The organism is Agarivorans sp. MS3-6 (genome assembly GCF_054112545.1).
The window spans coordinates 2,543,933-2,565,914 of the sequence record NZ_CM134202.1 but is presented as its reverse complement, the minus strand read 5'-3'; the positions used below and the strand labels follow the sequence as shown (position 1 = coordinate 2,565,914).

The following is a 21,982-nucleotide window of genomic DNA, read 5'->3' as shown; positions in this document are numbered from 1 at the left end:
TAGGTAGAAGACATCGGGAAAAGAACCACAAGTACGGCTTAAACTTAACTATCCCTAGTTAATTTACCTAGTGTTCTACGTTACGCGCAAATTTCGTACAATAGGAAAGTTAGACCCGTTAATGAGCAAGCGATCACAAATAATTAACAAAGCCAACAAAAACAGCGGGCAGCGATCAAATTTTAACCAGACCAGAGAAAAATGTTACTCATCACTAGCTTAGCCATTACAATCACCATAATAAGCTGAGAATTAAGGCAGTGACATGATAAAGCAATGGTGGCATTCAGCCGTGGTATACCAAGTTTATCCGCGTAGTTTTTGTGATAGCAGCGGTGATGGCAATGGTGATATACGCGGCATTATTAGCAAATTAGATTATCTAGAAAAGTTGGCTATCGATGTAATCTGGTTATCACCCGTCTACCTTTCGCCAATGAAAGACAATGGCTATGACATAGCTGACTACCAGGCCATCGACCCACGCTTTGGCAACTTAGACGATATGCGTGAACTGATTAACTCAGCTCGCCAACGGAATATTGGCATCATGATGGATTTAGTGCTGAACCACACCTCTGATCAGCATGCTTGGTTTAAGCAGGCGCAACAAAGTCGTCAAAATCCTTACCGAGAGTATTACATTTGGCGTGACCAACCCAATGAGATAGCATCCATTTTTGGTGGGTCTGCCTGGCAATTTGACGCGAATACCCAGCAATACTATTTCCACTTATTTGCTGACGCACAGCCCGACCTAAACTGGGAAAACCCCAACGTTGCCAAAGAAATCCAACAAATGATTTCGTGGTGGATAGAGCAAGGTGTCGCTGGCTTCCGCTTAGACGTGATTGACCTAATTGGTAAACAAATTGACCAAGGGATTACCGAAAACGGCCCCCACTTACACCCGCTACTGCAGAATTTGCATCAAGCATGTTTTGCCAACAAGCAATTGGTTACTGTAGGCGAAACATGGGGGGCGACACCTGAGATTGCCAAGCTATACTCAGACCCAGCACGCCAAGAGTTATCCATGGTATTCCAGTTTGAGCACGCCTCCATAGATTGGCATCCCCAGTACGGTAAATGGCAGGTACAAAACTTTGATTTAGTGGCATTAAAAAGAGTACTGAGCAAATGGCAAACTGCCTTTAATGGTGATGGCTGGAACGCCTTATTTTGGAATAACCACGATCTTCCGCGCATTGTCAGCCGTTGGGGCAATGACCAACAATATCGCCGCCGTAGCGCTAAACTATTTGCCACCTTGTTACATGGAATGCAGGGCACTCCCTATATCTATCAAGGTGAAGAAATAGGCATGACCAATGTGCGTTTTGAACAGCTCGATGATTACGACGACATCGAGATAAAAAGCAGTTATCAAGAAAAGGTGGTTGAACAACAAAGCCTTAGCCACCAACAGTTTATGCGCGGAGTCTATACTAGTGCCCGCGATAATGCCCGCACCCCAATGCAATGGGACAGTAGTAACAATTCCGGCTTTAGCCAAGGCCAACCATGGCTGGCACTCAATCCTAATTACCCTGAGATCAATGTAGAAAAAGCGCTGAATGACCAACACTCTGTGTTCTATCACTACCAGCAACTGATCCAGCTACGGAAATCTTCAAAATATAGCGACACCATGATTTATGGGAAATTTTCACTGTTACTCGCTGAGCATAAGCAAGTATTTGCCTACTTGCGCCAGCATAACGCCCAGAGTTTATTAGTGGTATGTAACCTAAGTGAGCAAGCGACTACGATTAGTTTTGACTATGAGGTCGACGAAGTAATCTTGAATAACCTGCAGCAAAATAGCCTGCAAGTTATGCAGCTAGAGCAACTGAACTTAGCACCATATCAAGCATTAATATATGCACTAAGTTCCAGTTAGCGTCTATTCACTAAGACTATATTGCTCAGATAAGCGATGGCATAACCACTTATACAAATTGAACGCGGTTGGGCTATTTACCGTGGGTAATAGCTCGTCATCCAAAAATGATTCGCCCTTAAAGGTTAATACATCTCGGTGTTGAGTGACCTCTCTAACTTCAATGCCTGGGATGTAATCTTCATGATCGCGCAGCAGTTGATTAGCAATATCAATCAAGGCTTCTCTAGTTATAGTTTGTTTGCTCATACACTATTTTTCGTGACTAAAAGAGAAGCTTTAGCATACACATTTGCCACGCAAGGCAATAGTTATTAAATCAAAACTTGTGGCATTTTCCTCAGCTTCAATAAATTACAAAACGCGCATTTATTGCTCGGCTTCAAGCTGTTTTTTTTTGCCATGCCATTGCTGGATAACTAAGCCACTAATAATTAACAATAAACCGATATAGGTGGCAGACTCAATTTGCTCACCTAAAAAATAGCCAATAAAAAACAACGATAAAAATGGCGAAACAAAAATTAGGTTACTGATGCGCGCCGTGTTGTTTGTATATTTAAGCGCTAATACCCAACAGACAAAAGCGATACCCATTTCAAACAAACCAACATAAGCAGCCCCTAACCAAGCTTTAGCATGCCACGGCGGCAAACCATCGGTGAACCAACAATAGCAAAAAACCATCGGCAGACTAAAACAAAAAGCCACTAATAAACTGGCAACTGCATCACCTTGATGTCGAGTATTAATAATCCAATAACCGGCCCACAGTAAGGTGCTAAATAGCGCGAGTAATACCCCCGCTACACTATCAAACTGCATCGCCAGAATATCGCCACGAGTGGCTATCACTAGTACTCCCAGGTAGCCCAAAGCCATCGCCACTAAATCTTGCTTGCGTAGTTGTTGCTTTAAAAAGGGGACCGCTAACAACGCTAAGGTAATTGCCCACGTGTAATTGAGAGACTGCGCCTGTTGGGCAGGCAGTAAATCGTAGGCTTTAAATAACACCAAATAATAAAGAAATGGATTAATCGCGCCTACCAATAAAAAATAGGCCGGCCTAGCAAGCGCATACCGCCAGGCTAAGTGAAGCTTGTTTTGCCACAGCAATACACTACTAAGCAATAAGATCGAGCTAATAGAGGCTAACAATACCAACTGGATTGGCGTTAACCACTGCAGCGCTAATTTGAAGGCTGTTGCCACGGTAGACCACATCAGTACGGCAGTTAAGCCAAAACAATAGGCTTTGGTTTGTGTTTTCATCAGTGCAGCTAAATATTGGAAACTAAAGTCGGCAGTGTATGCGGCATAACAGGCTATAACAAGCTGCTTATAAATGATTGTTGTTAGTGACGCAGGCCATCGAAGCGCTTTAGCTAAAGCCAAATACCAACCATTCAATCAGTCCCTAACCAAGGCTTACGCCACCAGAGTATCTGCTGATTTTCTAGTGAAACTCAGAATATTAGCCAGTGTAGTTTGCCTTTCCAACAAAATGCAGGTTAACTTACAGGCATTGTTTAAGGCATAAGAATTTTTGAGCGTATGGATTACCTAGAGACTTGGCTAAACAGCAAATTGGCCATCACAATTTGTTTAATATTCTTCACCTTCTTAGTCCGCTATTTAGCCCTAAAACTCATTGGAAAAAAGCAACGAACTAACGGTAAAGATCATCGTGATTTGATTAGTAATTTCAAAAACTTTTTGCTGTTTATATTGGTATTGTTGCTATTTAATCTATGGGCAGGAGAGATTCAAAAATTTGCCTTCTCCTTAGCCGCATTTGCAGTAGCAATAGTCTTAGCCACCAAAGAGTTTATCCAATGCATTATTGGCTTTTTCTATCTTATGTCTACCAGACCATTTCGCGTGGGCGATTGGATTGAAGTAGACAATCATGCTGGAGAAGTGTCGCAAATTGACTGGATTAAAACCACGGTATTAGAAGTCAACATTGATACTTATCAATACACTGGCAAAACCCTCTCTATTCCCAATAACAAGCTAATTACCAGTGCCATTCAAAATTTAAACTTTATGAAGCGCTATGCGATACACAACTTTGTATTAGTGCGAGATAGCCATATCAACCCCTTTAGCTTTATCGCTCAGCTAAAAGAAAATGCCAGCCAATATTGTGCAGATTTCGAAGATGTCGCCTTACGCTACAATCAGATTATTGAGCACAAAATGGGGATCAGCATCACCGGTCCTAAGCCACAGATAGAGGTCGGCACCACTGACTTAGGCCATATTAAAATTGAGGTCACTATTTTTTGCCCCACCGACCAAACCACGGACATTGAACAAAAAATCACGGCCGACTTTTTTGAGTTTTGCCTGCAACACCATGCTCAAACAAGCCAAAACAATGCACTCAACGCCCCTAGTCTTGGCGAACCGCCCTAATAATGCAGCCTTTTATCAACAGGACTGCTAGCATCAAGCCCGTTTAGCTTCGAACCATTGCATGGCCTCGGCCAGCGTATACCGTGCAGTGTCGAATACCAGATAGCTAATGTGGCTAGCGCTAGTCTCTAACTTGACTATTTGCAGCGCTCCCTTAAAACCCACATCTGTCAGCTTCTTGATCACGTATTGCGGCGCTTGCTCATAAACAATGGTTAAAAAAGGCAGCTCATCGCCGGTGACTATTCCATGCTGGTTAAAGCTTTCAAGTGTCTCTGACAAAAGGTCAGAGTCCGTAAAGCTGATTATTTCGACGATTTCTTGCAACAACATCAATAACTCAATTCCATTTTAATCAACCACTTGCTTAGCAAAAATGATACTACTCCACTTCTGCTGACACGTTACATGCATTGGCGGTATGGGGTCAAATAAGAGTTTTCTGACTTGGTACTTTAATTGAAGCACTCAAATTTAATTGACAATAGAAACAATTGAACTATATTGCGTTAACTATCAATTAACCCTGAATACTGCTATATGACTAGCATAAATAAATCGACGGTTTGCTTAAGCTTGCTATTCGCTATCTCTGCTTGTAATACCAATAAGCAGCTCACTGACCAAGATTACCCGCTGTATACTAGCTACAGCATTGAAAATCTCACTAACTACCCATTAAGCCTAAACAGCAGCTTAAACCCGCAATTAGCACCGCTGAGTATCGAACAGTTTCAAGGTACTATCGCGCCGGGGGAGCGCCGCAACATATTGGAATTAGTGGACATGAGCCAGGCCAGCAACCCACCTTCAACGAGCTTTAAGCAACTGAATGTTAAAGCCAACCTTGGCGAAGGTATGCGTACCGTGTACCAGCAAATTGACGACCAAGACTGGCAATATACACTGTCAGCAAACAGCAAAGAGAATTATCTGTTGCGTCTTGCTGATGCCGATCTTGCTCTCTAAGACTGAAAATTAAAGGGGCTTTGCCCGCTGTACCCACTTCGTTAAATTTGCTACCCTGCGCGGCCTTTTATAAGTATGAGGCGCCTACTGTGAGCCAATCTATTGCTGGTTTCGATTTCGGAACATCTAACTGTGCCGTAGGCATTATGCAATGCCAACAAGCCACATTAGTCAATTTACCCGAACACGGTAGTTATATGCCCTCTACCTTGTTTGCGCCTCAATCAGAGATGATCTGCGGCTGGCTCTATCAGCAGCTTGAGCAACAAGGTAAAGCACAGCCATACAAGCAAGCGCGTGGTCAGCAATTAAGTGCCAGTTTACGCTCGTTAAAAGAACTCAAACTAGATGGTTACGATGAGCATTTAAGTTTTGGTCAACAAGCGCTTAAAGAATATCTCATCGACCCCGCCGATTGTTATTACGTCCGCTCGCCCAAGTCTTTTTTGGGTGCTAGCGGCATCCGTGAACGTCAACAACAACAATTTGAAGATATCGCTGCTGCCATGATGTGGCATATTGCCGAGCAAGTGAAACAAACCGGCCAGGCTGAACTAGAAAAAGTGGTCATTGGTCGACCGGTTAATTTCCAAGGCTTAAATAGTGAACTGAGTAATCAACAAGCCATCAACATTTTGAGCAACGCAGCCTCTTTTGTGGGGTTCAAACAGCTTGAGTTTTTATATGAACCGATGGCTGCCGGCCTCAGTTACCAACAACAATTAAGCCACGAACAGCGCGTGTTGGTGATTGATATAGGGGGTGGAACCAGTGATATCTCGATGCTCACCATGGGGCCAAATTACTTGGCCACTAAAGACCATCAAAGCCTAGTGCTCGGCTACAACGGTGAGCGTATCGGCGGTAACGACTTTGACATTGCGCTAAATTTTGAGACCTTAATGCCCAGTTTAGGCGCGAAGCTTACACTGAGCAGCGGTCAACCGATGCCGATAAAGCCCTTTTGGGACGCGGCTGCCATTAACGACTTCCCAGCACAAGCCCGTTTCTATGAAAAAGATACGACTTTACTGCTACAACGCTTAATTAAAGAACCGCAGCTAGCACCGTTAAAAGGTTTATTACAGCTAAGCCAGGAGCGCTTAACTTATCAAATGAGCGCTTCAGCCGAGCAAGCTAAAATAGCCCTAAGCGAACATACTGAGACCCTTGTCGACCTTAGTTATCTCAATCAACAGTTATCGGTGAGCGTGAGCCTAGACGCCTACCGCCAAGCAGCCGAGCGTTTATTAAGTAACATCGCCAAATTAAGTGATGATGTTGTCGCCCAGGCAGGCTGCCAGCCAGAAGCCATTTTCTTAACCGGTGGTAGTGCTAACTCACCAATGATTAAACAATTCTTAGCGGATCGCTACGCAGCGCCATTAATTTGTGGTGATAATTTTGGCAGTGTCACCAGCGGCTTAACACTATGGGCAGACCATATCTTTGATACGGCTTAATGAGACCTAAGCATATGTTTTTATAACTGATACACTTGCGGGGCTAATTCAACCCTATTTTTACCCCGTTCTTTGGCGATATACAAAGCACCATCAGCGCGCGCAACTAAGGCTTCTGCACTACTGTCATACTCCGATAGCATCGCTAGTCCGATACTTACAGTGGTGCTAAACCGATGCTCTCCATGCACGATGCGGTAATCCGCCAAATGTTTGCGTACCCGCTCGGCTACCTGCATCGCTTGTTGTTGCGTAGAATTTGGAAGTAAAAGCAAGAATTCTTCGCCCCCCCAACGGGCTAAATAGTCTCCGTCCCGCAATACTTTTAAGCTTTCAATCGCAAATACCCTAAGCGCTTCATCTCCAGCAGGGTGGCCATAACGGTCATTAATTAACTTAAAGTTATCTATGTCTAAAAGCAGGCAACATAAAGGGCGTAGTGAGCGTTTACTGCTTGCGTACGCTTCAATTAAAGTAGCATTCATTGAGCGACGATTAATCAAGCCCGTTAGTGCATCATGATTCGCTTGAAACTCTAAGCGCCGCTGATGTTGATGCTGTTGGGAAACATCCATCATCACCGCTTGCACAGCGGGTTTATCCCCCCATCTAACCGGCGCTGCGGTTATCTGTAACCAAACCGATGTGCCGTCTCGGCGCACATATTCGACCACAAAGCTATTGGTGGCCGCTTGCCTTTCAATCAACTGCTCATGCGATTGCATGGCTTGCTGTTGGTTTGCCTCGGGGATCAGTGACAACAAAGAAGGCATGTTAAGAATGTCTTCAGGGCTGTCGTAACCAATTAAATCCACCAACGCTTGATTAGCATATAAGGGCTCAAAATCGCGATGTACCAATATTCCTTGGATCGACGTTTCTAACAATGAACGATAGCGCTGCTCACTTTCTTCTAGCCTTTTTTCTGCCGCCACTTGCTCGGAAACATCAATAATGGTGACCTGTATGGCAGGCTCTCCTTGCCAGTCGGTCAACTGATCAATAATCATTACCGAAAAACGTTTGCCTTGGCGGTTTCTATTTTCATACACTTTGGCTTTAGGTCTTGCGCTACCACACATAATCGCTTGGTTCGCGGCGATGGCCTCTTGGTGATCTTCAGTACTAATTAAAGATAGCAATGAGGGAAGAGCCAGAACTTGCTCGGCGTTATCATAGCCAAAAAGGTGCGCGTAACTTTCATCGACATATAAGGGAACAAAGTCTCGATGAATTGCGACACCATAATAACTGCGAAGACCGCGTACTTTTGCCATTAATGCCTTAGCCTATCTATTTAAGTTAAAGCGTAGTCAGGCTGGCTGACTAACTCAAATATTCACACTGACTATCACTTTATCAATACGACTGTTAAAGTAAAGTTAAGCTATGGACGGCAACCAAGAGTATCAATGTGTTGAAAATCATCTACCCGATATTGCTAGCAACCCTCGCTAGCCAACTAATCGCCTTTTCCGTATATGCTCAGGAGATTAATGCCACTCGCGAAGCAAACGCCAGCCCTCGGTTAAACATGCAACTTAATGTTGAAGTGATAGGGATTGAGCAAGCGGCCTTACAATCGGCGCAAGCGCTAGACAGTATCGCTGAAAGTATCAACCATCTCGCGACAAATCCGGAACTAACACCTCAGCAACAACAGCAATTTGAAGACACGCTGTTGGCGGTTACACAACTCAGCACTCAATTAAACAGTAGCCTTCAACAATTGCCAAATACCGTCTCTCAAAGCACCCAGCCCATCGTAGAATTAGCAGACGATTTATCCAATAAAATTCAGCTGTGGGTACTCATTATATTGGCAGCGTTGGTCGTGCTTATCATCGTGGCGCTACTGGCCATCTACTTTAGTGTGCTCGCTCCCACAAGTAGAGCGGTTATCACCGCCACCAGCCAGCTTAATCAGCTGGCGTCCAGCTTAAAAACTACCGCGCAATTAGTGGAGCAAACCACTGCACAGAATCAAGTATTACTGATGCGCTTAGATAAAACCAAGCCTCAGAGCTTTGCCCAAAAAATTAAACGCCATGAATAAAAACGCTAGCCAAATAGCTAGCGTTTTTATTTAGCATTAAGGACTACTCACCCAAAAAACCACCGGTTTGATGCGCCCATAACTGGCTATAGATCCCCTTGCCTTGAATCAGTTCAGCATGCGTGCCTTGTTCAATAATCTCACCCTTGTCCAATACAATTAAGCGGTCCATAGCCGCAATAGTTGATAAACGGTGAGCTATTGCTATCACTGTTTTACCTTCCATTAATTGATTTAGACTGGTTTGAATAGCCGCTTCTACTTCTGAATCTAAGGCCGATGTCGCTTCATCCAACACCAAAATAGGAGCATCTTTAAGCAATACCCGAGTAATCGCGATCCGCTGGCGTTGCCCTCCGGAGAGTTTTACTCCGCGCTCACCAACATGGGCATCATAGCCAGTGCGGCCACTTTGGTCTGTTAAACCCAAAATAAAATCGTGAGCTTTGGCTTGTTTTGCTGCGGCGAGCATTTGCGCCTCGCTAGCATCAGGACGACCATACAAGATGTTATCGCGCACCGACCGATGCAACAATGAGGTGTCTTGTGTGACCATGCCTATTTGCGCGCGCAAGCTGTCTTGGGTCACTTGGCTAATATCTTGGTCATCGATTAAGATTGCCCCGCCTTCTACATCATGAAAACGGAGCAACAGGTTGACTAAGGTGGTTTTGCCTGCGCCCGAACGCCCTACCAAACCAATTTTCTCCCCCGCTTTAATGCTGAGATTAAGCTGCTCAATCACCCCCGTTTTTTCGCCATAGTGAAAACGAATATCGCGATAATGGATCCGGCTTTCAGTTACGCGTAATGGCTTAGCATCTACTTGATCGGTAATGGTTTGGGCCACCGTTAGTGTTGCCATGCCATCGGCCACCGTGCCAATATTTTCAAACAACGAGCCAATTTCCCACATGATCCACTGCGCCATACCGTTTAAACGCAATACCAAGGCAATGGCTATAGCGATTGCCCCAACGGAAATATCACCCACCATCCACAAATATATGGAGAGGAAAGCAATACTAAAGGTGAGTAGGTAATTAGCCATTTGCACTGACACATTTAAGTAGGTCACCAAACGCATTTGTTTATGGACGGTAAGCAAAAATTCTTCCATGCCCTCTTGCGCATAGTCGGCTTCACGCTGGCTATGAGAGAACAACTTTACCGTAGCAATGTTGGTGTAACTATCAACGATGCGACCACTCATCAATGAACGAGCATTGGCTTGCTCAGTAGATATTTTTTTTAATTTAGGCACAAACACTAACTGAATACTGATGTAAACCAGCAACCAAATCAGCATTGGCCAAATCAGCCTTAAATCAGCCTGCGCCACCAGCACTACCATCGAGGTGAAATACACAATCACATAGACCGAGAGGTCTAAGAGCTTCATGACGGTTTCACGCACTGACAGAGCCGTTTGCATCACTTTAGTGGCGACTCTTCCCGCGAAATCATTCGCAAAAAAAGTGACACTTTGGCGCAATAAATAGCGGTGAGCTGACCAGCGAATCGCCATCGGAAAATTGCCAAGCAACGCTTGGTGAATCAATAAAGAGTAAGCTAGAGTCAGCAGAGGCATGATAACTAACAACATTAACCCCATGCCCCACAAGGTGGATGCTTCGTCACTTAATAAAGTGTTGGGGTCTTTAGTACTTAACCAATCAACCAGCTTGCCCATAAAGCCAAACAATGCAACTTCACATACTGCAATTAGCGCAGCCAACACAGCCATCAGTAATAAGGGCGCAACCATACCCTGACAATAGTGCCGACAAAATTGGTATAAACCTTTTGGGGGTTGGTTAGGCTCTTGTTTCGGAAACGCTACCGTGAGCCGCTCAAAAAAACTAAACATCAAGCAATCCTTGCGATAAATCGCGGAGATATAAATTACAAATACTGCTTACTACTTTAACGCACTTTATCAGTGAGACGCAGTATTGCTGAGCATAAAACGACAATTAACTAATTCTCGATGAACATCAGAATAAAAACCATAAAAAAGGCTGAAACAGACGTTCCAGCCTTTGCCATCAAAGTGCGGGGGTAAAGAGGTTTACTGGCTTATATTAAGCTCGGTTTGTGGGAAAAAGTTAGCCCACACTATCCAAAAAATACCCGCTTTAAGTGTTTCCACTCGCTTTAGCTGTTCGCCATTTTCTAAGTTACCCGCAAAATCTAAACCTATTACTGGCTGCTGATTTGGATTATAAAACACCCCTAAGCTTTGCATCTCTTGATCGTAATTAACCACTATGGTTTGCCCTTCAGCTTCAATACTCACTAAGCCACCTTGGCTGCGTAAAAACGCTTCGGTATAGGCAAAATAACTCTCCCCTATATTAAACGCCCACACTAATTGCTTACTGGGTAAGCGTTCGTCTACATGTTTAATCGTGGGAAATATGGGTTTTTCCATTTTATGTTGCGCATTGATGGCCAGGCCAAAAATCAGTTCAATCATACGGTCGTAAACATAAACCACTGGGTTTCGCCAAAATGGTGGCCGTAAACCTTTTTCAAGGTAATCATTTACAAACACTAAGCCATTAGGGTAAGCCTGTTTAAACTTGGCAAACGGCATTCTAAAGGTAGCCACCTGCTGCATTTCGCCAGCATTACCGGCCGTTACATCACATTCTTTACGGCCCCACAGCTGCTGGATTGGTTGGTCGGTATTCGCGTCAGCCATCACCAAATTATTTTCTAGCTGTAACACTGGGCGAAGTGACAAAGCTTGACCATTAATTTCAGGTACAACAGCCATACCTAAATTGGTTAAACCGCAATAGGTCATCACGACATTTGCCGGGCCGTCGGAACGATCACCAACCACATGGGGACGAACCAATTGTTTATCAGAATGCGCACGTGCTTGGCCAGCGTATTCATAAACAATCACACTTTCATCATCGTGATAGTACTGCTGCGCTTGCTCGGTATTAACAAATACCGCATTGTCTTGGCGGGCACGCATCATAAAATCTGGGTTTATTGCGCCAGAGAAAAACATCAGCAAAATGACCACACTGATTACCAGCATCATCATTAACGGGATATGACTCGCTAAAACCAGCCACAATCCCCAAGCAAGCACCAAGCTTAGCAAGGTGTTTCGGCTCAAACGTTTTCGTTGATGCCAAGCTCGCATGGTTTTACTGCGTGTAGACTTAACCACCCACTGGCCAAAATCCCCCAGCTCCATAAAAATAATAAACGCGAAATATAAGGACGCCGCTAAGCCCGCTCCGATTAATAAACTCGTAAACATAAACACCTCTGCTCTATCATTCATTCAATTGCAGCTAGCTTAATGTGAAGGAAGTAGCGGAAAAACCGACGACAATACAACTTATTGTTGCATATAATGGAACAACGACAGCCCGCAAGGATCGCGATATGAATTTAGAAGATATGGAACTATTTGTTAATCTAGCCGAGCAAGGTAGCTTTACTAAGGCAGCCGACGCGACGGGGATCCCTAAATCCACGATTAGTCGCCGAATCACCAATCTAGAAAAACACCTTGGGGTGCAACTGCTAGCAAGAACGACTCGCAGCCTGAGCTTAACCGAAGTAGGTAACAACTACTTACAGGGCTGCGAGCAACTTATTCAACAAGCTAAACAGTTAGAGCACGATACTCAGCAGCAAAACGACCAGCCAAGTGGCACCTTAAGTATTTTCATCCCCAATACGCTGCTACGCATATTCTGGCCGGTAGTGATAGACATGATTAATGACTACCCAGAATTAAAATTTGAAGCGTTTAGCAGCGAAGGTCGCCAAGAAGAGCAAACATCGACCCGTTACGACATCATGTTTCATGTAGACGAACCAAAGGATTCATCCTTAATCGCCCGACGTATTACCACCATTAAGTACGATTACTACGCCAGCCCCAAATATATTGCGCAACACGGTTTACTTCAGCATCCTAGTGACGTGAACAAGCACCGAATTATTTTTAACTCTGTCTCTCAATCACCCACTCACTTTTGGCGCTTTGAGCATCAGGGCGAGCTTGTGCTGCAATCCATATCACCATTTTTTAGTGTGCAAAACCCTGAATTAGGCTTAGATTTGTGTTTACAAGACAAGGGAGTTGCTCTAGTTCCTGATATGCTGTCTAAGGGTTTAGTACAACAAGGCAAATTAGTTAAAGCTTATGCACATCCGCAGCAACTTAGCGGCTACCTCTATGCTATTTACCACTCTCGTAAGTATTTACCAGCCAAAGTGGCTATATTTATAGAAAAACTACAAGCTTTTATGGAACACAAATAGCCGTACTTCCACTCGGTGAGCGTAGCGCTCACCTACGAGGCTATCTCCCGTATTGACTAAACCCCATCTCTTTACGCCGTGATTAAGCCAATTGGTGGAACAATCATTCCCAGCTAACAGGCTTATTCTGCAATAGCAAAGTTCATATGATGCCTCCATCAACATGACTTACTGCAGGAACTTACCATGAACATCAAATCATCATTGTACGCACTTATCTTCGCTGGTCTTATTTCAAGCTCGGCTCACGCCGCAACCGTTCAGCTAAAAGATGGCCGTTCTTTGCAAGGCGCCATCGTGTCGCAAAATGCAGAAACGCTGGTCTTAGATTTAAACGGTATTGAGGTAAAGCTCCCTACCGCCCAAATTGCCAATATTAGTTTCAGTGACAACTTAAATGATAACAACACCATCAGCAGCTTTACCGACAGCAACCAAACAGAAGCCGCTAACACAGACGCGAGTCCAATTGAGCCCGCAGAAGTCCCCGCTGGCACCGTGATAACGGTGCGCATGAGTGAAGGTGTAAATACTCGCCAGCACGAAACAGGCCAGCGCTTCACAGGCACCTTAGAAGCCAACTTAATGTCGGGTGATACGGTGGTAGCCAAGCGTGGTAGCACCGTTTATGGTGAGCTAAGTGAAGTAAAAAAAGCGGGCCGAGTAGCAGGCTCAGCCAGTATGAGCATCACTCTAACTAGTGTGTTAATAAACGACCAAATGCATGATATTCAAACCGATTCATTAAGCTCTGATGGCTCAAACACCGCCGGAGACACCGTCGGTAAAACGGCTCGGGCAGCCGCTATTGGTGGGTTAATAAATGGCAGCAGTGGAGCCAAAAACGGGGCAAAAGTAGGGGTGGGCGCATCGCTTATTACTCAAGGTAACGATATAGAACTGCCAAAAGATAGTCTTATTGAGTTTACCCTAGCAGCCCCTCTAGTTGGCTAAACTAAGCTACTCGGCGGGAGGTAACTCTCCTGCCTGTTGCAAACTAAAGGCAGTAGCTGGCTCTGTTTTATCTAACAACTTCTCTACTTTTTTAATTTGTTCCAAAGCGGCAGAATCTTTACGGTAGCTTAAATACACTGGCCGCAACCAAGCCTCTGAGTGCGCTACCGTGAACAACTGCTGGGACTCGAGAAAAGGCTCCACAATGGATGCGGGTAAATAACAAGCTCCGCCTTTTTCCAATATAAAATCTAAGGCTATTCGTCCGGTTGAGGTACGTAAAAAGGGGGGTGGCATTTTACTATGGCGAGTCGCATGTTCAGAGGCAAAGCGGGTCCCCCAATCAACATATACATAGCCCTGCTCTAAAGCCTGCTGCTGATTTTTGGGCTGGGTCGATACCAACATCAACTCCAAATCGGCGACTTTCTTACAGGCTAATTCATCTGATTTTAAAGGATCAACCCCGACCCCTATATCTAAGGTTCGTTCTATTAAGGCGCGATTCATATGCTCCCTACCTAGAGTTTCTGCGGTAAATGCATAGCCCTCAAAATGCTCGGTAACCACACTTAGGCCGTTTTGCAAATAGGCATCCCATACATTAGGTGTACCGGCAAGAGTAAGCTGAATAGCGTGGGCTTGAGTGAGTAATAGTTCCGCTTTAGATTGCTCAAGAGTTCGCACCATGTTTTCCGCATAGGCAATCAAGCGCTCCCCAGAGCTGGTTAATTTAATGGCATTACGATCACGGATAAATAAAGGCGCATCAAAAAAAATTTCAAGCTGCTTAATTCGGGCGCTTACCGCAGCCTGAGTGATATATAAATTTTCTGCCGCTCGCCCAAAGTGTTTTTCTTTAGCCACTTCTAGAAAGGTGCGAAATACTTTTACATCCATAGGGTTATCTCTTTGCTCTAGTGCTTGCGAGATTAACAAACAAAAATTGTTCTTACGACAAAAACTATTCGTTTTCATATTTGCCCAATAGTCTCTACCTTGCAGCCAACTTAGCTGCGCTGCTTAGCCAGCCTTTTTCCTGAATAAGTTGGAGTAACGGTAATGACGACTGATTTTCGCTTTGGAAAAAAACGTTTCTACGATGATCTGAAATTTAAACGCGGTTTTAGTAAATCCGGTGATTTCACCCTGCTAGAGTCTGAGTTACTAAGCTTATTTGGTGAAACCATGAAGGCCCTTGAAACCGGTGAACTGCTGCCTGAAGGCAACCAAGAACAACGGTTCTTGCTGGTCACCAGCTTACAGCTAGAGCCGAGTAGCAAACTAGAAAAACTATGGATGAAATATAAGACATTGGCTTATTCAAGGCGTCGCTTTCATACCTTAAATAGCAACGCAAAATCGCCCGGCGGTAAACATCACATCGCTGAAGAAATATTTATTGATGATGACGACTAAACTAAACACGGCATCAGCTCATACCATTAAGGAATTACCATGCGTATAGCCATTTTATCTCGCGGAGAAAACCTCTACTCCACTCGTCGCTTAAAAGAGGCTGGTGAAGCCCGTGGCCATCAAGTAGATATCATAGATACCTTACACTGCTATATGGACATAACTAGCAGTAAACCCACGGTTCGCTACAACGGTGAGGTACTGCCTAACTACGATGCGGTCATCCCACGGATTGGTTCATCAATTACTTTTTATGGTACAGCGGTGGTTCGTCAGTTTGAAATGATGGGTACCTTTTGTGTCAATGAATCGGTTGCCATTAGCCGTTCACGCGATAAGTTGCGATCACTACAATTATTGTCACGTAAAGGCATTGGTTTGCCACGCACCGGCTTTGCCAGCAAGCCTGACAAGATTCAAGATCTAATTAAAAATGTAGGTGGAGCGCCGCTAGTGATTAAGTTGCTTGAAGGCACGCAAGGCATTGGTGTTGTACTGGCCGAAACCAATAAAGCCGCCGAAAGTGTGATTGAAGCCTTTATGGGCTTAAAAGCCAACATTTTGGTACAAGAGTTTATTAAAGAAGCCGGGGGGGCCGATATTCGCTGCTTAGTAGTCGGAGGCAAAGTCGTCGCCGCTATGAAGCGCCAAGCGGCAGAGGGTGAGTTTCGTTCTAACTTACACCGCGGCGGCGCAGCACAGTTGGTCCGCTTGAGCAAAGAAGAGCGAGCCACTGCTGTTAATGCGGCAAAAGCCATGGGTTTAAACTTATGTGGTGTAGATATTTTGCAATCTAATAATGGTCCAGTGGTGATGGAAGTGAACTCTTCGCCAGGTTTAGAAGGCATAGAAACATCCACCAAAAAAGATGTAGCAGGCATGGTATTTGAGTTTATTGAAAAAAATGCCAAACCCTTCGCCACTAAAACTCGTGGTAAAGGCTAATAGCATTAGGACTAAAGCGTTAAGAGGCTAACGATGATCATTGCTGGAATAGAAGTAAAACCGGGTGAACATAAACAAATAGAAATTCCGGTAGCGAAACTATATACCGATACCAATATTTCTATTCCAGTGCATATCACCCGCGCAAAACGGGCGGGCCCAACGGTATTTATCAGCGCGGCAGTGCATGGTGATGAGCTAAATGGCATCGAAATTATTCGTCGCTTAACGCGCTCCCCTAGTTTTAAGCTGACCAAGGGCTGCTTAATTGCTGTGCCCATGGTAAATATTTATGGGGTACTTAACCAAAGCCGCTATATGCCTGATCGGCGTGACTTAAACCGCTGCTTTCCAGGCTCTGAAAAAGGATCGTTAGCGGGCCGTTTGGCACACATTTTTTTAAGCGAAATAGTGGCGCAATGTGACTACGGCATTGATTTACACACCGGCGCGATTCATCGCTCAAATTTGCCACAAATCAGGGCTAATTTGAAAGATCCTGAGACTAAGCTCTTAGCCGAGGCCTTTGGTGTACCGGTTTTATTAAACGCCGATTTACGTGATGGTTCGTTACGTGAATCCGCGGTAAATAACGGAACCAAAATCTTGCTTTATGAAGCCGGAGAAGCCTTACGCTTTGATGAATTATCGATTCAAAGTGGAGTAAAAGGCATTTTAAAAGTACTGTCGCATTTAGGTATGATTAAGAAGCGGCGCAGTAGCAAAAAAGCGCCGCCTTACATTGCCTACAGTAGTTCGTGGTTACGCGCGTCTGCTAGTGGCATTGTCAGTGAATATGCCCAATTAGGGGATCTGGTGGAAGAGGGGGATATATTGGCTGACATTTATAGCCCTTTTGGCAAGCTGATCAACCAAGTAACGGTTAAGCGCTCGGGTATTGTGATTGGCAAACAAAACATCCCCTTGGTGCAAGAAGGCGATGCCATGTATCACCTCGCCTATTTTGGCGCCGACCAAGACGAAGTGGCAGAGCAAATAGAAACCCTGCAAGAGTCAATTAAGCCCCTAGATAACGGCTTAGTACAATAAGGTAAAGTAATGAGCATTAACGAGATGTTATTAAGCGCTTTAGCCCTAATCGGCTTCATGGCTGGCCAAACTAAACTCAACCAATTGGTGCTAAAAATTGGGCAGGAACGTAGTATTGCCAAAGCGCGGATTCACTACGTAACTTGGGTATTGCGTAGTATTATGGCCTTAGTATTACTGATGATTCTCAGCATCATTAGTGATGTTGGCTTTAATGACTTCGGGGTATTTTTCTCCTCGGTATTTGCAGTTATCGGCGTTGCTTTATTTGCCCAATGGTCAATTTTGAGTAATGTAACTGCCAGTATCATTGTGTTTTTCTTCTTCCCTTATCGGGTGGGTCACCAAGTTAAAATCTTAGATGGTGACAACTCCATTGAGGGGCGCCTAGAAGAAATTACCTTGTTTCACGTTATTTTGGTCGACGAGAACGGTGCTAAACTCACCTTCCCTAATTCGATGGTATTTCAAAAAGCGGTGGTGATTAGCGCCGAACAGAAAACGCAGCTTGATGCAGACCAACCGATTGAAACGCCAACAAGCACGGAGGAAAAAGCCAATGGCTAAGTTAATCATTGGCAACCTAGAAACCTGCCATTTACCCGAACTCGGCATTAGCGAACTACCCGTTCGCATTGACACTGGAGCTAAAACCTCATCGTTGCATGTGGATAATATTGAACGTAAAAAAATCAAGGGTAAGCCACATATTAGCTTTGATTTGCACCCAGATATTTATAACTTGGAGCAAGTTTGCCGATGTTCGGCGCCTATCTTTGATACGCGCCGCGTAAAATCATCTAATGGCGAAGTAGAGCAGCGTTATGTGATTCAAACCGCGTTCCAGTTAGGTGAGCAAACTTGGCCTATTGAGATAACCTTAACCAATCGCCAAGATATGAGTTACTTAATGTTATTAGGGCGCCAAGGCATGGGTGATAAAGTACTAGTAGACCCTTCGCAAAGTTTTCTAGTTGATTCTGCCGGCTAAAATGGCCGCAGAAAGGACCGTATACGCACTAACAAATACCGACAGGGAGCAACAACATGACTAACGAAGTTACGCCAAGCTCCAACCAACAAATATTTGATGGTCACCATGATGAAGCCCTAAGTCGAGTCCTTGAAACACTTAACTCAAGTACCGATGAGCAAGATTTAAGCTTTGTCGGCCAATACGATAATGCGGTCTTGGCTAACCTGGTTGAATCACTCCCAGAGGCTTATCGTCAGCAGGTTTGGCCTTACATTGAAACAAAGCGTAACTGGGAAATATTGCACCTACTGCAATACGAAACGGTAAAGCACCTATTTAGTCAACTTGGCGAGCAACAATTAAACGATCTGCAACACTATATCAGTGATGCAGAAATTGTTGAATTTGCTGATTTTCTTCCAGAGAAAATGGTCGATATTTATCTGGAACAACAAGATGAGCTGACCACTTCACAGCTGCAAGATGCACTAAGCTATGAAGACGAACAAATTGGCCGTTATGTCGATACCCATATACTACGTGCCCGCCCCAATTCTAGCGTGCAACGGATTAAACAGCGCTTAGCTGACAAAGCCGACAAACACGTCGCCATTTATTTGGTAGACGCTAATGGACAGTTTCACGGTGCCTGCAGTATGACTGACATAAGCAACGCGGCCGATGCGACACGTTTAGCGGAAATCTGCCAAAGCATTGAGGTGTTCGACCACCAGCAAATGCTCAGTGACGTAGCTATGTCGGTGAATATTGTGCCCGGTCATGCTTGGCATCCGGTGCAAAAAGACGGCAAAATTGTTGGCGCTATTGCCCTTTCTAATCTGGTGCAATGGCTACAAGAAAAAAGTTTAGATGTGGTGATTAACGACGGCCCTTCTGATGAGGAAGACTTGTTCACACCGGTGCCTACAGCAGCCAAAATGCGTGCTATTTGGCTCACGACCAACTTAGCCACTGCCTTTTTGGCTTCATGGGTCATTGGCTTATTTGAAGGTGCCTTACAGCAACTGGTGGCGTTGGCGATTTTAATGCCAGTAGTCGCCAGTATGGGTGGCATCGCTGGTAGCCAAACCTTGGCGGTAGCACTGCGTGGTATTGCCCTTAATCACTTACAGCAAAGCAACCTTAAGCTTCTGTTAAATAAAGAACTTAAGATTGCTGCCTTTAACGGTTTAATGCTCGGTTTGGTGATTGCAGCAGTGGTGAGTTTTTGGTTTGATTCAGTGCCATTAGGTGTAGTGATCTTCATAGCAATTGTATTAAATAGCTTAGCGGCAGCAGCCTCAGCGACCTTAATACCGTTTATATTGAAAAAAATGAAAATAGATCCTGCAGTAGCAGGCTCTGTAATTTTAACTACCGTCACCGACATAGTGGGTTTCGTCGCATTTTTAGGGCTAGCTTCGCTTTTTTTAATTCGCTAAGCCACGCGTAAATATAAGGACACATAGATGATTAGAACTTGGTTAAGCCGCGACGACGGTTCGCCTAGCTTGGGCGATGCAAGCCAGATAGACAGTTGGTCATCACAAGCTAGTCACAGCATTTGGATCGATATTGATTTACAAACGATGACACAGCTCGATGCCGAACAACTGTTAAAACGCTTCAATTGCCACTCCTTAGCAATAACCGACGTATTTCGCAGCCGTCACCCGCCTAAAATTGAGCTATTTGATGAGCAAGTATTCATCATGTATCGGGGCATTCAACAGTGCTTAGGCGAACTAAAATTCGACCATATGCAACTGGCCATGTTTGCTGGTAACAACTACCTTATCACTGTTCATCAAGGCCAATCACAAGGCATAGAAAACTTAATCAACCAAGGTTTTAATAAATACTTACAGGCTCCCTTGAGTTTAGCCTGTCGAATAATGCATAGCGCTTCAAACTTATATTTAAACCAGCTGTTAGAGTTTGAAGACCATTTAAGCGAATTAGAAGAAAAAATTAGCCGCCATGGCGACGATCAATTGTTAGCCGCTATTACCCTGCAAAAAACCGATATATTGCGACTAAATCGAATTTTTAATTATCACCTTAGCGTCAGTAAAAAGCTGGTTAATTTGCAGTCAGAACAAAGCGTTACCAACATAACTATCGACCAGCCGGTATTACAAGACTTGCACGAACGTTTCGAACGCCTACATAGCTTAACGACCATGTATTATGAGATCTGTGGGGATTTAGTCGACGGTTACTTATCGATTAGCTCACATAAGCTCAATAACACCATGCGTGTATTGACATTGATTACCGCGATATTTGTGCCACTAAGCTTTTTAGCTGGCATCTACGGCATGAACTTTGAAGTCATTCCTGAGCTACACCACCCCAATGGCTACTTCATCTTGTTGGGCAGTATGCTGTCAATTGCGATAGCGTTAATTGCATTATTTAAATGGAAGCGCTGGTTTTAAGCGTTAGACGTTACGCTATAGACAACTGGAAAAACTATTGGTAAATGATAAGCTGCTTAACAATTAAGCGTGCAACTTGGAACAAAAATGAAACGATTAATCTTAGTCACATCGCCACCGGCCAGTGGTAAAACCTATATTTCTAAACAGTTGGCCAAGGCGCTTAAGCATGTTGTTTATCTCGACAAAGACACGCTGATTGTACTGTCGCATCAAATATTCAAACTGGCCAACGCTGAAGTAAATCGCAGTTCTGATTTCTTTGAACAGCATATTCGCAACTACGAGTACCAAGCAACTTTAGCCTTGGCCATGGAAGCCTTAGATTACGACGACATCGTGTTAATTAACGCACCTTTTACTCGAGAAATAAGAGATACCGCCTATATCGATAACTTGAAAAGTCAACTGCTTGAAAAAAATGCCCGACTCACCGTGGTATGGGTTGAAACCGACGTAGACGTGGTGAAACAACGGATGATTGAGCGAGACTCTCCTAGAGACACTTGGAAATTAGAAAACTGGGATGAGTATATTAAAGGCGTTGATTTCTCGATACCTCATTGCATTGATAATCCGGAAGTGGTGGACGATTTACTGCTGTTTAAAAATTCCAACCAAGCACAGTATCAGCAGTCTATGCAACAGATACTGTCGGTCTTAGAGGCGAGTCATAAGCCTTAAGTGGTAGGTTACTGCCTAGCCTTCCCACATTACATTGCATTGCTCTTTAGCCGCTGCGCTTAATAATTCAATCAAGGGTAATGCGCGGGTACTTAGGCTAACAGGCGGCTCAACATAGGTATCTGGGTCATCTTCAGTTTGATGTTGAGCTTGCGCTTTTATCTCTTTGTCGATGGCCGTTTTTAGCTGGCTGAGTGCCGCTGGCACATCTTCAGCTCGAAGCGCACCAGGCACTGTTCCACTGTGGCCCATCATCTTCAACAAATGCAGTCCTACCTCACCAAACATGGTCACCTTGGCATAGGCTTTACAGCTAAATGTAATTAACATACTCATCGTTATCCTCTTGGCTATAAGCATAAAGCTTAACGCTGAATACAAACAATAACCTGAACCCAG

Annotated in this window: 23 protein-coding genes; 15 read left to right on the top strand and 8 right to left on the bottom strand. The window is 44.3% G+C overall.

Going from position 1 to position 21,982, the window contains the following annotated elements; genetic code table 11:
* The first annotated feature begins 265 nt into the window (after window positions 1–265).
* Window positions 266–1,903, top strand: a complete 1,638-nt coding sequence (locus tag ACVFI8_RS11810) for a glycoside hydrolase family 13 protein (protein ID WP_457871432.1) — start codon at window positions 266–268, stop codon at window positions 1,901–1,903.
* A 3-nt stretch (window positions 1,904–1,906) separates the two neighbouring features.
* Here ACVFI8_RS11810 and ACVFI8_RS11805 read toward each other — a convergent pair whose 3' ends face one another.
* Together ACVFI8_RS11805 and ACVFI8_RS11800 are read right to left on the bottom strand one after the other, a co-directional pair.
* Complete coding sequence (locus ACVFI8_RS11805; RefSeq protein ID WP_248713288.1) at window positions 1,907–2,152, bottom strand: DUF2498 family protein; 246 nt, start codon at window positions 2,150–2,152, stop codon at window positions 1,907–1,909.
* A gap of 120 nt (window positions 2,153–2,272) precedes the next feature.
* A complete protein-coding gene (locus tag ACVFI8_RS11800) occupies window positions 2,273–3,175 on the bottom strand; it encodes a DMT family transporter (RefSeq protein WP_457871431.1) in 903 nt (300 codons plus the stop codon).
* Between the two features lie 282 nt (window positions 3,176–3,457).
* Between ACVFI8_RS11800 and ACVFI8_RS11795 the strand changes: the two genes are divergently transcribed.
* Window positions 3,458–4,324, top strand: coding sequence for a mechanosensitive ion channel family protein (locus ACVFI8_RS11795; protein WP_457871430.1), 867 nt, complete (start codon window positions 3,458–3,460; stop codon window positions 4,322–4,324).
* A gap of 33 nt (window positions 4,325–4,357) precedes the next feature.
* Here the strand turns inward: ACVFI8_RS11795 and ACVFI8_RS11790 are convergent, their stop codons facing one another.
* Window positions 4,358–4,657 carry a hypothetical protein gene (locus ACVFI8_RS11790; RefSeq protein WP_457871429.1) on the bottom strand — a complete coding sequence of 100 codons (300 nt, stop codon included), beginning with the start codon at window positions 4,655–4,657 and terminating at the stop codon, window positions 4,358–4,360.
* 207 nt (window positions 4,658–4,864) lie between these two features.
* Between ACVFI8_RS11790 and ACVFI8_RS11785 the strand changes: the two genes are divergently transcribed.
* Both ACVFI8_RS11785 and yegD read left to right on the top strand, forming a co-directional pair.
* Window positions 4,865–5,293, top strand: coding sequence for a hypothetical protein (locus ACVFI8_RS11785; protein ID WP_457871428.1), 429 nt, complete (start codon window positions 4,865–4,867; stop codon window positions 5,291–5,293).
* Window positions 5,294–5,382: 89 nt separating this feature from the next.
* Window positions 5,383–6,756 (top strand): molecular chaperone, encoded by a 1,374-nt coding sequence (gene yegD / locus ACVFI8_RS11780; protein ID WP_457871427.1) that lies wholly within the window; start codon window positions 5,383–5,385, stop codon window positions 6,754–6,756.
* Window positions 6,757–6,776: 20 nt separating this feature from the next.
* Here yegD and ACVFI8_RS11775 read toward each other — a convergent pair whose 3' ends face one another.
* Window positions 6,777–8,033, bottom strand: coding sequence for a sensor domain-containing diguanylate cyclase (locus ACVFI8_RS11775; RefSeq protein ID WP_457871426.1), 1,257 nt, complete (start codon window positions 8,031–8,033; stop codon window positions 6,777–6,779).
* Window positions 8,034–8,170: 137 nt separating this feature from the next.
* Between ACVFI8_RS11775 and ACVFI8_RS11770 the strand changes: the two genes are divergently transcribed.
* Entirely contained in the window at window positions 8,171–8,812 is a 642-nt protein-coding gene (locus ACVFI8_RS11770; protein ID WP_457871425.1) for a hypothetical protein, read from the top strand.
* Between the two features lie 43 nt (window positions 8,813–8,855).
* Here the strand turns inward: ACVFI8_RS11770 and ACVFI8_RS11765 are convergent, their stop codons facing one another.
* Both ACVFI8_RS11765 and ACVFI8_RS11760 read right to left on the bottom strand, forming a co-directional pair.
* Window positions 8,856–10,682 (bottom strand): ABC transporter ATP-binding protein, encoded by a 1,827-nt coding sequence (locus tag ACVFI8_RS11765; protein ID WP_248713296.1) that lies wholly within the window; start codon window positions 10,680–10,682, stop codon window positions 8,856–8,858.
* 201 nt (window positions 10,683–10,883) lie between these two features.
* The gene (locus ACVFI8_RS11760; protein ID WP_248713297.1) at window positions 10,884–12,122 is read right to left on the bottom strand and encodes a DUF3179 domain-containing (seleno)protein; all 1,239 of its coding nucleotides are present in this window, start codon (window positions 12,120–12,122) and stop codon (window positions 10,884–10,886) included.
* A 104-nt stretch (window positions 12,123–12,226) separates the two neighbouring features.
* Between ACVFI8_RS11760 and ACVFI8_RS11755 the strand changes: the two genes are divergently transcribed.
* Both ACVFI8_RS11755 and ACVFI8_RS11750 read left to right on the top strand, forming a co-directional pair.
* The gene (locus tag ACVFI8_RS11755; protein ID WP_248713298.1) at window positions 12,227–13,114 is read left to right on the top strand and encodes a LysR family transcriptional regulator; all 888 of its coding nucleotides are present in this window, start codon (window positions 12,227–12,229) and stop codon (window positions 13,112–13,114) included.
* Between the two features lie 186 nt (window positions 13,115–13,300).
* On the top strand, window positions 13,301–14,068 hold the full coding sequence (locus ACVFI8_RS11750; RefSeq protein ID WP_457871424.1) for a hypothetical protein: 768 nt from the start codon (window positions 13,301–13,303) through the stop codon (window positions 14,066–14,068).
* Window positions 14,069–14,074: 6 nt separating this feature from the next.
* On the opposite strand, the gene ACVFI8_RS11745 is transcribed toward ACVFI8_RS11750, so the two are convergent.
* Window positions 14,075–15,046, bottom strand: coding sequence for a LysR family transcriptional regulator (locus ACVFI8_RS11745; RefSeq protein WP_248713300.1), 972 nt, complete (start codon window positions 15,044–15,046; stop codon window positions 14,075–14,077).
* 84 nt (window positions 15,047–15,130) lie between these two features.
* Between ACVFI8_RS11745 and maoP the strand changes: the two genes are divergently transcribed.
* The 8 genes from maoP (at window position 15,131) to ACVFI8_RS11705 (ending at window position 21,583) form a co-directional block, all read left to right on the top strand.
* A complete protein-coding gene (gene maoP / locus ACVFI8_RS11740) occupies window positions 15,131–15,487 on the top strand; it encodes a MaoP family protein (protein ID WP_248713301.1) in 357 nt (118 codons plus the stop codon).
* A gap of 39 nt (window positions 15,488–15,526) precedes the next feature.
* Complete coding sequence (gene rimK / locus ACVFI8_RS11735) at window positions 15,527–16,432, top strand: 30S ribosomal protein S6--L-glutamate ligase (protein WP_248713302.1); 906 nt, start codon at window positions 15,527–15,529, stop codon at window positions 16,430–16,432.
* A 33-nt stretch (window positions 16,433–16,465) separates the two neighbouring features.
* A complete protein-coding gene (locus ACVFI8_RS11730) occupies window positions 16,466–17,482 on the top strand; it encodes a succinylglutamate desuccinylase/aspartoacylase family protein (protein ID WP_248713303.1) in 1,017 nt (338 codons plus the stop codon).
* A gap of 9 nt (window positions 17,483–17,491) precedes the next feature.
* Complete coding sequence (locus ACVFI8_RS11725) at window positions 17,492–18,049, top strand: mechanosensitive ion channel domain-containing protein (RefSeq protein WP_457871423.1); 558 nt, start codon at window positions 17,492–17,494, stop codon at window positions 18,047–18,049.
* Window positions 18,042–18,473, top strand: a complete 432-nt coding sequence (locus ACVFI8_RS11720; RefSeq protein ID WP_248713305.1) for an ATP-dependent zinc protease family protein — start codon at window positions 18,042–18,044, stop codon at window positions 18,471–18,473. Before ACVFI8_RS11725 ends, ACVFI8_RS11720 begins: the two co-directional genes overlap by 8 nt.
* Before the next feature lie 56 nt (window positions 18,474–18,529).
* Complete coding sequence (locus ACVFI8_RS11715; protein ID WP_457871422.1) at window positions 18,530–19,900, top strand: magnesium transporter; 1,371 nt, start codon at window positions 18,530–18,532, stop codon at window positions 19,898–19,900.
* A gap of 27 nt (window positions 19,901–19,927) precedes the next feature.
* A complete protein-coding gene (locus tag ACVFI8_RS11710; RefSeq protein ID WP_457871421.1) occupies window positions 19,928–20,899 on the top strand; it encodes a magnesium transporter CorA family protein in 972 nt (323 codons plus the stop codon).
* Between the two features lie 87 nt (window positions 20,900–20,986).
* On the top strand, window positions 20,987–21,583 hold the full coding sequence (locus ACVFI8_RS11705) for an AAA family ATPase (protein WP_248713308.1): 597 nt from the start codon (window positions 20,987–20,989) through the stop codon (window positions 21,581–21,583).
* Between the two features lie 15 nt (window positions 21,584–21,598).
* Here ACVFI8_RS11705 and ACVFI8_RS11700 read toward each other — a convergent pair whose 3' ends face one another.
* On the bottom strand, window positions 21,599–21,919 hold the full coding sequence (locus tag ACVFI8_RS11700; RefSeq protein ID WP_371923093.1) for a DUF1840 domain-containing protein: 321 nt from the start codon (window positions 21,917–21,919) through the stop codon (window positions 21,599–21,601).
* Window positions 21,920–21,982 lie beyond the last annotated feature (63 nt).